This is a genomic window from Enterobacter cloacae complex sp. GYL001 (assembly GCF_049237125.1).
GTDB classification, from domain to species: domain Bacteria; phylum Pseudomonadota; class Gammaproteobacteria; order Enterobacterales; family Enterobacteriaceae; genus Enterobacter; species Enterobacter hormaechei_C.
This window is the reverse complement of sequence record NZ_JBMKGW010000004.1, coordinates 149,724-164,309: the sequence shown is the minus strand read 5'-3', so window position 1 is coordinate 164,309 and position 14,586 is coordinate 149,724. Positions and strand designations below refer to the sequence as shown.

General features: G+C 56.1%; 11 protein-coding genes. 9 read left to right on the top strand and 2 right to left on the bottom strand.

Annotated elements, in window-relative coordinates; all coding sequences use genetic code 11:
* Window positions 1–114: 114 nt before the first annotated feature.
* The 3 genes from polB (at window position 115) to rluA (ending at window position 6,178) form a co-directional block, all read left to right on the top strand.
* A complete protein-coding gene (polB, locus tag ACOTWU_RS10510) occupies window positions 115–2,472 on the top strand; it encodes a DNA polymerase II (protein ID WP_126498702.1) in 2,358 nt (785 codons plus the stop codon).
* Between the two features lie 127 nt (window positions 2,473–2,599).
* Window positions 2,600–5,506, top strand: a complete 2,907-nt coding sequence (gene rapA / locus ACOTWU_RS10505; RefSeq protein WP_421625764.1) for an RNA polymerase-associated protein RapA — start codon at window positions 2,600–2,602, stop codon at window positions 5,504–5,506.
* A gap of 12 nt (window positions 5,507–5,518) precedes the next feature.
* On the top strand, window positions 5,519–6,178 hold the full coding sequence (gene rluA / locus ACOTWU_RS10500) for a bifunctional tRNA pseudouridine(32) synthase/23S rRNA pseudouridine(746) synthase RluA (protein WP_003856412.1): 660 nt from the start codon (window positions 5,519–5,521) through the stop codon (window positions 6,176–6,178).
* Window positions 6,179–6,209: 31 nt separating this feature from the next.
* Here the strand turns inward: rluA and djlA are convergent, their stop codons facing one another.
* Complete coding sequence (gene djlA, locus ACOTWU_RS10495; RefSeq protein WP_015572652.1) at window positions 6,210–7,025, bottom strand: co-chaperone DjlA; 816 nt, start codon at window positions 7,023–7,025, stop codon at window positions 6,210–6,212.
* A 239-nt stretch (window positions 7,026–7,264) separates the two neighbouring features.
* Between djlA and lptD the strand changes: the two genes are divergently transcribed.
* Genes lptD through apaH form a run of 6 tightly spaced genes read left to right on the top strand, consistent with a single transcriptional unit; the run spans window position 7,265 to window position 13,994 of the window.
* Complete coding sequence (lptD, locus tag ACOTWU_RS10490; protein WP_017383802.1) at window positions 7,265–9,616, top strand: LPS assembly protein LptD; 2,352 nt, start codon at window positions 7,265–7,267, stop codon at window positions 9,614–9,616.
* A gap of 53 nt (window positions 9,617–9,669) precedes the next feature.
* Window positions 9,670–10,956, top strand: a complete 1,287-nt coding sequence (surA, locus tag ACOTWU_RS10485; protein WP_017383803.1) for a peptidylprolyl isomerase SurA — start codon at window positions 9,670–9,672, stop codon at window positions 10,954–10,956.
* Window positions 10,956–11,942 carry a 4-hydroxythreonine-4-phosphate dehydrogenase PdxA gene (gene pdxA, locus ACOTWU_RS10480; RefSeq protein ID WP_015572650.1) on the top strand — a complete coding sequence of 329 codons (987 nt, stop codon included), beginning with the start codon at window positions 10,956–10,958 and terminating at the stop codon, window positions 11,940–11,942. Before surA ends, pdxA begins: the two co-directional genes overlap by 1 nt.
* Window positions 11,939–12,760 (top strand): 16S rRNA (adenine(1518)-N(6)/adenine(1519)-N(6))-dimethyltransferase RsmA, encoded by an 822-nt coding sequence (rsmA, locus tag ACOTWU_RS10475; protein WP_003856423.1) that lies wholly within the window; start codon window positions 11,939–11,941, stop codon window positions 12,758–12,760. Before pdxA ends, rsmA begins: the two co-directional genes overlap by 4 nt.
* A gap of 3 nt (window positions 12,761–12,763) precedes the next feature.
* On the top strand, window positions 12,764–13,141 hold the full coding sequence (gene apaG, locus ACOTWU_RS10470) for a Co2+/Mg2+ efflux protein ApaG (protein ID WP_003856425.1): 378 nt from the start codon (window positions 12,764–12,766) through the stop codon (window positions 13,139–13,141).
* A 4-nt stretch (window positions 13,142–13,145) separates the two neighbouring features.
* Window positions 13,146–13,994: a bis(5'-nucleosyl)-tetraphosphatase (symmetrical) ApaH gene (gene apaH, locus ACOTWU_RS10465; RefSeq protein WP_220719594.1), complete on the top strand. Its 849-nt coding sequence runs from the start codon at window positions 13,146–13,148 to the stop codon at window positions 13,992–13,994.
* 39 nt (window positions 13,995–14,033) lie between these two features.
* Here the strand turns inward: apaH and folA are convergent, their stop codons facing one another.
* Entirely contained in the window at window positions 14,034–14,513 is a 480-nt protein-coding gene (gene folA / locus ACOTWU_RS10460) for a type 3 dihydrofolate reductase (protein ID WP_003856431.1), read from the bottom strand.
* Window positions 14,514–14,586 lie beyond the last annotated feature (73 nt).

Here is a 14,586-nt window from a genome sequence, read left to right as displayed (position 1 = left end):
CTGTAGGCCGGATAAGCGCAGCGCCATCCGGCGGAACAGACACTGTATAAAACCCCAGCAAACACCCCTCAACCAGGCTATAATCAGGCCTGGTTTGTTTTATGGGATAACGCCGTGACGCAGGCGCAAGAAGGCTTTTTACTGACCAGACACTGGCGGGATACCCCTCAGGGTACTGAGGTTGAATTCTGGCTGGCAACGGACAACGGCCCACTAAACGTTACGCTCCCGCCGCAGGAGTCCGTGGCCTTTATTCCTGAAGCTCACGTCGAGAAAGTGAAACAACTGCTGCGCGGCGAAAACAACTGGCGCCTTACGCCGCTTCAGCTGAAAGATTTCCACCGCCAGCCGGTTTACGGCCTCTACTGCCGCGCCCATCGCCAGTTGATGCGCTATGAAAAGCTGCTTCGTGAAGCAGGCGTGACGCTTTACGAGGCCGACATTCGCCCGCCTGAACGCTTTCTGATGGAGCGGTTTATCACCGCCCCCGTCTGGGTAGATGGCACCGCGCAAAACGGCAGGATCGTTAACGCGCGCCTGAAGCCTAATCCGCACTATCGCCCGCCGCTAAAGTGGGTGTCGCTGGATATTGAAACCACCCGCCACGGCGAACTGTACTGCATTGGCCTGGAAGGCTGTGGGCAGCGGGTTGTCTATATGCTCGGGCCGCCGAACGGCGATGCGTCCGCGCTGGATTTTAATCTGGAGTACGTCAACAGCCGCCCGCAACTGCTGGAGAAGCTTAACCGGTGGTTTGCCGAGCACGATCCGGATGTTCTGATCGGCTGGAACGTAGTGCAGTTTGACCTGCGCGTGCTGCAAAAACATGCCGAGCGTTACCGTATCCCGCTGATTCTGGGGCGCGGCAACAGCGAGCTGGAGTGGCGTGAGCACGGTTTTAAGAACGGCGTATTCTTTGCACAGGCCAATGGTCGCCTGATTATCGACGGCATCGAGGCGCTGAAATCCGCCTTCTGGAACTTCTCTTCCTTCTCGCTGGAAGCGGTCGCCCAGGCGCTGCTCGGCGAAGGTAAATCTATCGACAATCCCTGGGACCGAATGGACGAGATCGACCGGCGCTTTAATGAAGATAAGCCGGCGCTCGCTACCTATAACCTGAAGGATTGCGAGCTGGTGACGCAGATTTTCCATAAAACCGAGATTATGCCGTTCCTGCTGGAGCGGGCGACGGTGAACGGCCTTGCGGTCGACAGGCACGGCGGCTCGGTAGCGGCCTTCAGCCACCTCTATTTCCCCCGGATGCACCGGGCAGGGTATGTCGCCCCTAACCTTGGCGACGTGCCGCCGCAGGCCAGCCCCGGCGGTTACGTGATGGATTCACGGCCCGGACTGTATGACTCGGTGCTGGTGCTGGATTATAAAAGCCTGTACCCGTCAATTATCCGCACGTTTCTGATTGATCCGGTGGGGCTGGTGGAGGGGATGGCCCAGCCAGACGATGCGCACAGCACCGAAGGTTTTCTTGGGGCACGCTTCTCGCGGAAAAAACACTGCCTGCCCGAAATTGTGGGAAACATCTGGCACGGCCGCGACGAGGCCAAGCGCCACGGCAACAAGCCGCTCTCACAGGCGCTGAAAATCATTATGAACGCCTTTTACGGCGTGCTGGGTACCAGCGCCTGCCGCTTCTTTGATCCCCGTCTGGCGTCGTCCATCACCATGCGCGGGCACGACATTATGCGCCAGACCAAAGCGCTGATTGAATCCCGGGGCTATGACGTTATTTATGGCGATACCGACTCCACCTTTGTCTGGCTGAAAGCGGCCCATTCAGAAGACGACGCTGCGCGAATCGGCAAAGAACTGGTCGCCTACGTGAACGACTGGTGGCGCGAGAATTTGCAAAAAGAGCGGTTAACCAGCGCGTTAGAGCTGGAGTTTGAAACCCATTTTGCCCGCTTTTTAATGCCGACCATTCGCGGAACCGACCAGGGCAGCAAGAAGCGCTACGCCGGGCTGATTCAGGAAGGTGACACGCAGCGGATGGTCTTTAAAGGGCTGGAGACGGTGCGCACCGACTGGACGCCACTGGCGCAGCAGTTCCAGCAGACGCTCTACCTGCGGGTATTTCGCAACGAGCCCTATCAGGACTACGTGCGCGAAACCATTGCCAGCCTGATGGCCGGTGAGCTGGATGACCAGCTGGTGTATCGCAAGCGCCTGCGCCGCCCGCTGGCCGAATATCAACGTAACGTTCCTCCCCACGTACGCGCCGCGCGGCTGGCGGATGAAGAGAATGTTCGCCGGGGCCGTGCGCCGCAGTATCAGAACCGGGGAACGATCAAATACGTCTGGACAACTAACGGCCCGGAACCCGTTGATTACCAGCAATCTCCGCTCGATTACGATCACTACCTGACCCGCCAGCTTCAGCCGGTTGCGGAGGGAATTTTACCGTTCATCAATGACGACTTTGCTACACTAGTGACAGGACAACTTGGGCTATTTTGACGCGTGACGAAACCGTTGCCATCCAGTACCATAGCGCCCTTTCCATTCCCGGACCCATTTTTCGATGACCGTCTTTTTTGACGGGGTCGAACTATTGCCTGCAATTAAAGATTAGAGCCGAACAACTATGCCTTTTACACTTGGTCAACGCTGGATCAGCGATACAGAAAGCGAACTTGGATTAGGAACCGTCGTTGCCGTCGATGCGCGCATGGTTACCCTCCTTTTCCCTGCTACCGGTGAAAACCGCCTGTACGCTCGCAATGACTCCCCTGTTACCCGCGTAATGTTCAATCCGGGCGACACCGTGACCAGCCACGAAGGCTGGCAGCTGAAGGTTGAAGACGTAAAAGAAGAGAATGGACTGCTCGCCTACATTGGAACGCGTCTTGATACCGACGAGACGAATGTTATCCTGCGTGAAGTGCTGCTCGACAGCAAACTGGTTTTCAGCAAGCCGCAGGACCGTCTGTTTGCCGGGCAAATCGACCGAATGGATCGCTTCTCCCTGCGCTACCGCGCGCGTAAGTTCCAGAGTGAACAGTACCGCATGCCGTGGAGCGGCCTGCGCGGCCAGCGTACCAGCCTTATTCCCCATCAGCTGAATATCGCCCATGACGTGGGCCGTCGCCATGCGCCTCGCGTGCTGCTGGCTGACGAAGTGGGCCTGGGTAAAACCATCGAAGCAGGCATGATCCTGCACCAGCAGCTGCTCTCTGGCGCTGCCGAGCGCGTGCTGATTGTGGTGCCGGAAACGCTGCAACACCAGTGGCTGGTCGAGATGCTGCGCCGCTTTAACCTGCGCTTCTCCCTGTTCGACGACGAGCGCTATACCGAAGCCCAGCACGACGCGGACAACCCGTTTGAAACCGAACAGCTGGTGATCTGCTCCCTGGACTTCGTACGCCGCAGCAAGCAGCGCCTGGAGCACCTGTGCGACGCTGAATGGGATCTGATGGTCGTCGACGAAGCACACCACCTCGTCTGGAGCGAAGATGCGCCAAGCCGTGAATACATGGCGATTGAGCAGCTTGCCGAGCGCGTACCGGGCGTTCTGCTTCTGACCGCCACCCCGGAGCAGCTGGGTCTTGAGAGCCACTTAGCCCGTCTGCGCCTGCTCGATCCGAACCGTTTCCACGATTTTGAGCAGTTTGTTGAAGAGCAGAAAAACTACCGTCCGGTGGCGGACGCCGTCGCGCTGCTGCTGGCCGGTAATCGTCTCTCTAATGATGAACTTAACACCCTCAGCGATCTGATCGGCGAGCAGGATATTGAGCCGCTGCTTCAGGCCGCGAACAGCGACAGCGATAATGCGGGATCTGCGCGTAAAGAGCTGATCGACATGCTGATGGACCGTCACGGCACCAGCCGCGTGCTGTTCCGCAACACCCGTAACGGCGTGAAAGGCTTCCCGAAACGCGAGCTGCACACCATCAAACTGCCGCTGCCGACTCAGTACCAGACGGCGATTAAAGTCTCCGGCATTATGGGCACCCGTAAATCAGCGGAAGATCGCGCGCGCGACATGCTCTACCCGGAGCAGATTTATCAGGAATTTGAAGGCGACACCGGCACCTGGTGGAACTTCGATCCGCGCGTGGAGTGGTTGATGGGTTATCTGACCGCGCACCGTTCCCGGAAGGTGCTGGTGATCTGCGCCAAGGCAGCCACCGCCCTGCAACTTGAACAAGTGCTGCGCGAGCGCGAAGGTATTCGCGCCGCCGTGTTCCATGAAGGCATGTCTATTATCGAGCGCGACCGCGCTGCGGCGTGGTTTAGTGAAGAGGACAGCGGCGCGCAGGTTCTGCTGTGCTCCGAAATCGGTTCTGAAGGCCGTAACTTCCAGTTCGCCAGCAATCTGGTGATGTTCGATCTGCCGTTTAACCCGGATCTGCTGGAGCAGCGTATCGGCCGTCTGGATCGTATCGGTCAGGCGCACGATATTCAGATCCACGTTCCGTATCTGGAGAAAACCGCCCAGTCCGTTCTGGTTCGCTGGTACCACGAAGGCCTGGATGCGTTTGAACATACCTGCCCGACCGGCCGCACCATTTACGATCAGGTGCATAGCGATCTGATCGGTTACCTTGCGGCGCCGGAAAACACCGAGGGCTTTGATGAGCTGATCAAATCCTGTCGAGAGAAGCACGACGCGCTGAAAGCTCAGCTGGAGCAGGGGCGCGATCGCCTGCTGGAGATCCACTCCAACGGCGGTGAAAAAGCGCAGCAGCTGGCCGAAAGTATCGAAGAACAGGACGATGACACCAGCCTGATCAGCTTCTCCATGAACCTGTTCGACATCGTCGGCATTAACCAGGACGATCGCGGCGAGAACATGATCGTGCTGACCCCGTCCGATCATATGCTGGTGCCGGATTTCCCGGGCCTGCCGGAAGACGGTTGCACCATCACCTTTGAGCGTGATGTGGCGCTGTCCCGCGAAGATGCACAGTTCATCACCTGGGAGCACCCGCTGATCCGCAACGGTCTGGATCTGATCCTCTCCGGCGATACCGGCAGCAGCACCATCTCCCTGTTGAAGAACAAAGCCTTGCCTGTGGGCACGCTGCTGGTGGAGCTGATCTACGTTGTGGAAGCGCAGGCGCCGAAACAGCTTCAGCTTAACCGCTTCCTGCCGCCAACCCCGGTGCGTCTGCTGCTGGATAAAAACGGTACGAATCTGGCCGGCCAGGTGGAGTTTGAAAGCTTCAACCGTCAGCTGAGCGCGGTGAACCGCCATACCGGCAGCAAGCTGGTGAATGCGGTGCAGCAGGACGTACATGCCATTCTGCAACTGGGTGAAGCCCAGGCCGAAAAAGCGGCCAGAGTGCTGATCGATGCGGCGCGTAGCGAAGCCGATGAGAAGCTTTCTGCCGAGCTGTCGCGTCTGGAAGCATTGAAAGCAGTGAACCCTAACATTCGTGACGATGAGCTGGCCGCCATTGAGAGCAACCGCCAGCAGGTGCTGGAAAGCCTGAATCAGGCGGGATGGCGTCTCGACGCCCTGCGTCTTATCGTTGTGACGCATCAGTAAGCGGAGCGCAAGATGGTAATGGAGCCCTACAATCCCCCGATGGATCCGTGGCTGGTCATTCTGTATCAGGACGAGCACATTATGGTGGTTAACAAGCCGAGCGGCTTGTTATCCGTGCCGGGGCGCCTGGAAGAGCATAAAGACAGCGTGATGACGCGTATCCAGCGTGATTATCCCCAGGCCGAGTCTGTCCATCGTCTGGATATGGCGACCAGCGGCGTGATTGTGGTGGCTCTGAACAAAGCGGCAGAACGCGAGCTGAAGCGTCAGTTCCGCGAGCGCGAGCCGAAGAAACAGTATGTCGCGCGCGTCTGGGGCCATCCGGCGCAGGCGGAAGGGCTGGTGGATTTACCGCTGATTTGCGACTGGCCGAACCGGCCAAAGCAGAAGGTGTGTTATGAAACCGGCAAGGCCGCGCAAACCGAGTATGAAGTGCTGGAGTACGCGCCGGATAACACCGCGCGCGTCCTGCTGAAGCCGATTACCGGGCGCTCGCACCAGCTGCGCGTGCATATGCTTGCGATGGGTCACCCCATTCTGGGGGACAGGTTCTATGCGCCGCCGGAAGCGCTGGCGTTAGCGCCGCGCCTGCAACTGCATGCGCAGACGCTCACCATCACCCACCCTGCTTTCGGCAACGCCATGACGTTCAAAGCCCCGGTGGACTTCTGAAAAAATGGCCCGACACTGTCGGGCCATTTTTTTATTTAAAACCTTTCTGCTCTTTAATTAGCTCGTAGGCTTTCTGGATTTCCTGCGCTTTCTGTTTCGCCATCTCCATCATCTCTGGCGGCAGGCCTTTCGCCACCAGCTTATCCGGATGGTGCTCGCTCATCAGCTTACGATAGGCGCGTTTGATGGTCGTGACATCGTCAGACGGCTTCACGCCGAGGACGTTACAGGCATCTTCAAGCGTAGGGCCACGCTGCGCCTGCTGCCAGCCGCCGCCGGACGATTGCTGCTGATAACCGCCGCCAAAGTGCGCGCCGCCCTGCATCATGCGCAGGAACTGATCGAACTGCATGCGGGAAATGCCCAACTCTTCAGCAATCACATACAGGACGTCCCGTTCATTCGGATGCAGAGAGCCATCCGCGAAGGCGGCCTGGATTTGAATTTCCAGAAACATCCGAATTAAATCAAAACGCCCGAAACAGATGCTACGGAACTGCCGCATTTTTTCACGCAGCGGGTAGTGATCTGATTTACCAATCCGGAACGCATTCTGCGCCGCGATGCGGGATTCGCCGTGCAGATTCATGCGATCCATAAAGACGCTGGCCACCTGAATATCGGCTTCCGTTACGCGTCCTTTTGATTTGGTTAAGTGCCCCATCACCTCGAAGGTGGTGGAGAAAAAGAGTGACTGGCGCTCGCGCTGGTTGGCAAACCAGGCCATTTTGCGGCTGCGTGCTTTATCAAACATATGGCCGATAATGAGGCCAAGAACGACACCCCAGAATCCGGCACCCATAATAATTGCGAACGCAACGCCGATTATTTTACCCCAATACTGCATATACTCCCCGAATGGTCATGTTCCTGGCCGACGCAACGCCATCATTACAGTGGTCGCGCCACGGTCAATTGAGGGACATCGCCTATAATTTGCATTATCATACTCGTCATTCGATAGCGAGCCTAACACTCTGGCGCGCAAACGGGCAGGATTAACGCTGGTACTGCGCTGATGAGTAAGATAGTCTCTGAGCGTTTGTAAGCCGTAGCCACTGATGACGGAACAATAAAATACAACGTATGAAAAAACGTATCCCCACCCTTCTGGCCACAATGATTGGCACCGCCCTGTATAGCCAACAGGGGCTCGCAGCCGATCTCGCCTCGCAGTGTATGCTTGGCGTCCCAAGTTACAATCGCCCACTGGTGAAAGGCGATACGAATGACTTACCCGTCACCATTAATGCCGACAGCGCAAAAGGTAATTATCCTGACAATGCGACCTTTACGGGCAATGTCGATATTAACCAGGGAAACAGTCGCCTGCTTGCTGACGAAGTGCAATTGCACCAGAAGCAACCGGAAGGTGCTCAGGCGCCTGTCCGTACGGTGGATGCGCTGGGTAATGTGCACTATGACGACAATCAGGTCATCCTGAAAGGTCCGAAAGCCTGGTCGAATCTGAATACCAAAGACACCAACGTCTGGGAAGGTGATTACCAGATGGTCGGTCGTCAGGGGCGCGGTACCGCGGACCTGATGAAGCAGCGCGGCGAAAACCGCTACACCATTCTCGAAAACGGCACGTTTACCTCCTGTTTGCCAGGGTCAAATACCTGGAGCGTTGTGGGCAGTGAAGTGATCCACGACCGTGAAGAACAGGTTGCAGAGATCTGGAACGCCCGTTTTAAACTCGGCCCGGTGCCCATTTTCTATAGCCCTTACCTGCAACTGCCTGTGGGTGACAAACGTCGTTCAGGTTTCCTGATCCCGAACGCCAAGTACAGCACGTCGAACTACTTTGAGTTCTACCTGCCGTACTACTGGAACATTGCGCCCAACATGGACGCCACGATCACGCCGCACTATATCCATAAGCGCGGTAACATCATGTGGGAGAACGAATTCCGCTATCTGACCAAGGCGGGCGCGGGTCTGATGGAATTTGATTATCTGCCATCAGATAAGGTGTTCCAGGACGAGCATCCGAGCGAAGGTGATAAGCACCGCTGGATGTACTACTGGAAGCACGCCGGGGTATTGGATCAGGTGTGGCGCTTCAACATCGACTACACCAAAGTCAGCGATCCGTATTACTTCAACGACTTTGATTCTAAATACGGCTCCAGTACCGACGGTTACGCCACGCAGAAATTCAGCGTGGGCTACGCCATTGAGAACTTTGACGCGACGGTGTCGACCAAACAGTTCCAGGTATTTGATACGCAATCGCGTAGTACCTATGGTGCCGAGCCGCAGCTGGACGTGAACTGGTACCAGAACGATGTGGGTCCTTTCGACACGCGCGTTTACGCTCAGGCGGTCCATTTCGTCAACACCAACTCGGATATGCCGGAATCAACGCGTCTGCATATCGAGCCGACGATCAATCTGCCGTGGTCAAACGACTGGGCGAGCCTGAATACCGAAGCTAAGCTGATGGCCACCCACTACCAGCAGAAAAATCTGGACTGGTATAACAAACGCTATGGCACCGATCTTGAAGAGTCGGTAAACCGTACGCTTCCGCAATTCAAAATGGACGGGAAGCTGATCTTCGAACGTGATATGGGCCTTCTCGCCGATGGATACACCCAGACGCTTGAGCCGCGTATGCAGTATCTGTATGTGCCTTATCGCGATCAGAGCAAAATTCAAAACTACGACTCGTCCTTCCTGCAATCAGACTACAGCGGCCTGTTCCGTGACCGTACCTACGGCGGGCTTGACCGTATTGCGTCTGCTAACCAGTTAACGACTGGCGTCACAACGCGCGTATATGATGATGCTGCCGTTGAACGTTTTAACGTTTCTGTTGGTCAAATCTACTATTTCACCGAGTCTCGTACCGGTGATGACGACATTAACTGGGAGAAAGACAACAAAACGGGCTCACTGGTATGGGCGGGCGACACCTACTGGCGCATGACGGATCGTTGGGGTCTGCGCGGTGGTGTTCAGTACGATACACGACTGGACAATATCGCGACGGGCAGCGCAGCCATCGAATACCGCCGTGATGAAGACCGCATGTTGCAGTTGACGTACCGTTACGCCAGCCCGGAGTATATCCAGGCGACGCTGCCAAACTATGCGAATACAGACCAATACAAAGACGGTATTTCACAGGTGGGTACCGCCGCGAGCTGGCCGATCGCCGATCGTTGGTCAGTCGTCGGGGCCTACTACTATGACACGAATGCCCAAAAACCTGCTGACCAGATGCTGGGTCTGCAATACAACTCCTGCTGTTACGCAATACGTGTCGGTTACGAACGCAAACTTAACGGCTGGGATACGCAAAACAGTCAGGGCAAATATGATAACGTGATCGGCTTTAATATCGAGTTGCGCGGCCTGAGTTCTAACTACGGTCTGGGCACGCAGCAGATGCTGCGCTCGAACATTCTGCCGTATCGTAGTTCATTGTAATGTGCTTGATTTACAACGTAATCCGCTTTGCGGTTAATTGAAATGGAAAAAGTATGAAGAACTGGAAAACGCTGCTACTCGGTGTCGCTATGGTTGCGAATACCAGCTTCGCGGCCCCACAGGTTGTCGATAAAGTCGCGGCTGTGGTTAACAACGGCGTCGTGCTTGAAAGTGACGTTGACGGTTTGATGAAATCTGTAAAGCTCAACTCGGGCGAAGCAGGTCAACAGCTTCCGGATGACGCTACGCTGCGCCACCAGATCCTGGAGCGTCTGATCATGGATCAGATTGTTCTTCAGATGGGCCAGAAAATGGGCGTGACGATCTCTGACGAGCAGCTCGATCAGGCGATCGCCAACATTGCAAAGCAGAACAACATTACCCCGGATCAGATGCGTAGCCGCCTGGCCTATGACGGCATCAGCTATGCCACCTACCGTAATCAGATCCGTAAAGAGATGCTGATTTCAGAAGTGCGTAACAATGAAGTCCGTCGCCGCGTCACCATCCTGCCTCAGGAAGTGGATGCCCTGGCAAAACAGGTAGGGAATCAGAATGATGCCAGCACTGAGCTTAACCTGAGCCACATCCTGATCCCACTGCCGGAAAACCCAACCTCCGATCAGGCGGCTGAGGCGGAAAGCCAGGCGCGCGCTATCGTTGAGCAGGCGCGTAATGGTGATGACTTCGGCAAGCTGGCGATCACGTACTCTGCTGACCAGCAGGCGCTGAAAGGCGGCCAGATGGGCTGGGGGCGTATTCAGGAGCTGCCATCCCTGTTTGCCCAGGCGCTGAGCACGGCGAAGAAAGGCGACATCGTCGGTCCAATCCGTTCCGGTGTGGGCTTCCACATTCTGAAAGTGAACGACCTGCGCGGCCAGAGCCAGAACATTTCGGTTACCGAAGTACATGCGCGTCATATCCTGCTTAAGCCGTCTCCGATCATGACTGACGATCAGGCCCGTGCGAAGCTGGAACAGATCGCCGCAGACATCAAGAGCGGTAAAACCACCTTCGATAAAGCGGCAAAAGAGTTCTCTCAGGATCCTGGCTCTGCAAACCAGGGCGGTGACCTGGGTTGGGCGGCAGCGGATATTTACGATCCGGCTTTCCGCGATGCGTTAATGAAGCTGAATAAAGGCCAGATGAGCGCGCCGGTACACTCCTCCTTCGGCTGGCATCTGATCCAGCTGATGGACACGCGCAACGTGGATAAAACCGACGCGGCGCAGAAAGACCGTGCGTATCGCATGCTGTTTAACCGTAAGTTCTCTGAAGAAGCCGCAACCTGGATGCAGGAACAACGCGCCAGCGCTTACGTGAAAGTGTTGAGCAACTGATGAAACCGCATCGTGTTGTGATCACCCCCGGCGAACCCGCCGGGATTGGGCCTGACCTTGTGGTTCAGCTCGCCCAGCGCAGCTGGCCGGTAGAGTTGGTTGTCTGCGCAGATGCAACACTGTTACAAGACCGGGCAGCTTTGCTCGGTCTGCCTTTAACGCTCCTCCCTTACGTTGAAGGCCAACAGCCCGCACCGCAGCAGGCGGGTACTCTCACCCTGCTTTCTGTTCCGCTCCGTGCGCCTGTTGTCCCCGGTGAGTTACACACCGAAAACGGCCACTACGTTGTCGAGACGCTGGCGCGCGCCTGTGACGGTTGCCTTCAGGGCGAATTTGCCGCCCTGATCACCGGTCCGGTGCATAAAGGCGTGATCAATGACGCGGGCATTCCGTTTACCGGGCATACCGAATTTTTCGAAGAGCGTTCGCACAGCCCGAAAGTGGTGATGATGCTGGCAACCGAAGCAATGCGCGTTGCGCTGGTAACAACGCACCTGCCGATCAAAGCCATTCCGGATGCCATTACGCCTGAACTCCTGCGTGAGATCATTGGCATTTTGCATCACGATCTGCAAACCAAATTCGGCATTCCGCAGCCGCATGTGCTGGTTTGCGGCCTGAATCCGCACGCGGGTGAGGGCGGACATATGGGCACCGAAGAGATCGACACCATCATTCCGGTGCTTGAGGAGATGCGGGCGAAGGGGATGAACCTCAGCGGGCCTCTGCCTGCCGACACCCTTTTCCAGCCCAAATACCTGGATAATGCCGACGCCGTACTCGCGATGTACCACGATCAGGGTCTGCCCGTGCTAAAATACCAGGGCTTTGGCCGCGGGGTGAATATCACCCTCGGTTTACCCTTTATTCGAACGTCCGTTGACCACGGTACTGCGCTGGATCTGGCAGGCCAGGGAAAAGCGGATGTCGGCAGTTTTATTACGGCGCTTAATCTCGCCATCAAAATGATTGTTAATACTCAATGACTAATCGAGTCCATCAGGGCCACTTAGCCCGTAAACGCTTCGGGCAAAACTTCCTCAACGATCAGTTTGTGATCGACAGTATCGTTTCTGCCATTAATCCGCAGAAAGGTCAGGCCATGGTCGAAATCGGCCCGGGTCTTGCCGCGCTGACCGAGCCGGTAGGCGAACGCCTCGACGAACTGACCGTTATCGAACTCGACCGCGATCTGGCCGCGCGTCTGCAAACGCACCCGTTCCTCGGGCCGAAGCTGACGATTTATCAGCAGGATGCGATGACCATGAACTTTGGCGAACTGTCAGAAAAAATGGGACAGCCGCTGCGCGTGTTCGGTAACCTGCCGTACAACATCTCCACCCCGCTGATGTTCCATCTGTTTAGCTATACTGATGCCATTGCCGACATGCACTTCATGTTGCAAAAAGAGGTCGTTAACCGTCTGGTTGCAGGGCCGAACAGTAAAGCGTATGGTCGTTTAAGCGTGATGGCGCAATATTACTGCAACGTGATCCCGGTATTAGAAGTACCGCCTTCCGCGTTCACGCCACCGCCAAAGGTAGATTCTGCGGTTGTGCGCCTGGTGCCACATAAAACGATGCCGTACCCGGTCAAAGACCTGCGCGTGCTGAGCCGTATCACGACAGAAGCCTTTAACCAGCGCCGTAAAACGATTCGTAACAGCCTTGGCAATCTGTTTACCGTTGACGTATTAGCTGAGTTGGGCATCGACCCGGCAATGCGTGCGGAAAATATTTCCGTAGAGCAGTACTGCAAGCTGGCTAATTACATCAGCGACAATGCGCCGCCGAAGGAGAGCTAAGCCATGATTGATTCGCCCCGCGTCTGTGTTCAGGTTCAAAGCGTCTACATTGAGTCCCAATCCACACCGGATGAAGAACGTTTTGTCTTTGCTTATACCGTAACCATTCGCAATCTGGGGCGGATGCCTGTGCAACTGCTCGGGCGCTACTGGCTTATCACCAACGGCAATGGCCGTGAAATTGAAGTCCAGGGCGAAGGTGTGGTCGGTGAACAACCCCATATCGCCCCTGGCGAAGAGTATCAGTACACCAGCGGCGCGGTCATTGAAACGCCGCTGGGTACCATGCAAGGCCATTATGAAATGGTCGATGCCGACGGCAATGCTTTCCGCATTGCTATTCCCGTATTCCGTCTCGCCGTACCTACACTTATTCATTAATCTAATGTCTACATATCTGATTGGCGACGTTCACGGTTGCTACGATGAACTGATCGCATTATTAAAACAGGTCGACTTCACCCCCGGGCAGGACACGCTCTGGCTGACGGGCGACTTAGTGGCGCGCGGTCCCGGTTCCCTGGACGTCCTCCGCTATGTCAAATCGCTGGGTGACAGCGTGCGCATGGTGCTGGGCAACCACGATCTGCATCTGCTGGCCGTATACGCCGGGATCAGCCGTAATAAGCCGAAAGATCGCATTACCCCCCTGCTGGAAGCACCGGATGCCGATGAGTTGCTCAACTGGCTGCGTCGCCAGCCGCTGCTACAGATTGACGAAGAGAAAAAACTGGTGATGGCGCATGCCGGCATCACGCCTCAGTGGGATCTTGAGACGGCAAAAACCTGCGCGCGCGACGCCGAAGCGGTGCTGGCGAGCGACTCCTACCCGTTCTTCCTTGATGCGATGTACGGCGACATGCCAAATAACTGGAGTGATGACCTCAGCGGCCTGGCACGACTGCGTTTTATCACCAATGCTTTTACGCGGATGCGCTACTGCTTCCCGAACGGGCAACTGGATATGTATTGCAAAGATACGCCTGAAAATGCCCCTGCGCCGCTTAAGCCATGGTTTGCGATTCCGGGCCCCGTGACAAACGAATACAGTGTGGTATTTGGACACTGGGCATCGCTGGAAGGAAAAGGCACCCCGGAAAATATCTATGCGCTGGATACCGGATGCTGCTGGGGCGGGGATTTAACCTGCTTACGCTGGGAAGATAAAACTTACTTTGTGCAGCCATCCAACCGACAGCTGGACTTAGGCGAGGGTGAGACAGTCGCCTCCTGAAGATGTTTATCCTCTCCCTTCGGGGAGAGGATAAAACCGTTAACGACGTTCCAGAATTTCGAAGCAGTAGCTGTGTGAGTTCTGCGCATCCGCATCGTGAAACTCACTGAATACGGACTCCCACTCGTCCGGATCGTAATCCGGGAAATGGGTATCCCCTTCCACTTCCGCATCAATGTGCGTCAGATACAGTTTCTGCGCTTTAGGCAGGAACTGCTCATACACACGCCCCCCGCCGATCACCATGATCTCTTCGGCATCGCCGCAGGCGGCAATTGCTTCATCAACGGACTTAACCCACTGAACGCGATCGTCAGTGCCCGGCTGGCTACTGATCACAATATTCTTACGACCCGGCAGTGGACGACCAATCGACTCCCAGGTCAGGCGGCCCATCACTACCGGCTTGTTTAACGTAGTACGTTTAAACCATGCGAGATCGGCAGGCAGGTTCCACGGCATGGCGTTTTCCATGCCGATAACGCGGTCTACCGCCAGCGCTGCAATCAGACTGATCATTGAAAATTTCCCGGATGCAAAAAATTGCCGCCACTATACGGAAAGCTTAATCTTTCGTCGACTGGCGGCAGGG